The following is a 424-nucleotide window of genomic DNA, read 5'->3' on the forward strand; positions in this document are numbered from 1 at the left end:
CAGCCCGGCCGCTCCTCTGCCGTTCGGGCCGGACACCGTCGCCGAACCCCTGCCGAGCGGTGTCTGGGTGCGCAGCACGCGCGAGGAGCCCCCGGCCGCCCACCGGCGGCGGTTGGTCGAGGCGGTCCCGGCCGACCTCGACCTGCTGCTCGTCGTGATCGGCAGCCCCGGCGCCCCCGCGGTCGCCCTGGACGCGGTGGCGCGGTTCTGGGGCACGGTACTGCCCAGCGCCCGGCCGGCGGTCAGGTTCGTGCTGCACGGCACCCTGGAGGCACCGGGGACGGCCGAGCCCGGGCAGGCGCTCGCCGACGCGCTGGGGCACCGGGTGGTGCGGTACCCGGCGCTCCCGGTCGCGGTGCCGGGTGCGGGTTCGCCGGACGCGGCCCGGGTGCTCGGCGCGCCGTGGTACGGGCAGGACCGGCAC

The 424-nt window shown here is 79.5% G+C and carries 1 pseudogene; it reads left to right on the top strand.

Annotation, left to right across the window (positions count from 1 at the left end):
- Positions 1–67 precede the first annotated feature (67 nt).
- A pseudogene (locus BI06_RS51660) lies at positions 68–424 on the top strand (hypothetical protein); the annotation flags it as partial.

Origin of the sequence: Kitasatospora sp. MBT66, assembly GCF_000710405.2 — a bacterium.
GTDB lineage: Bacteria > Actinomycetota > Actinomycetes > Streptomycetales > Streptomycetaceae > Kitasatospora > Kitasatospora purpeofusca.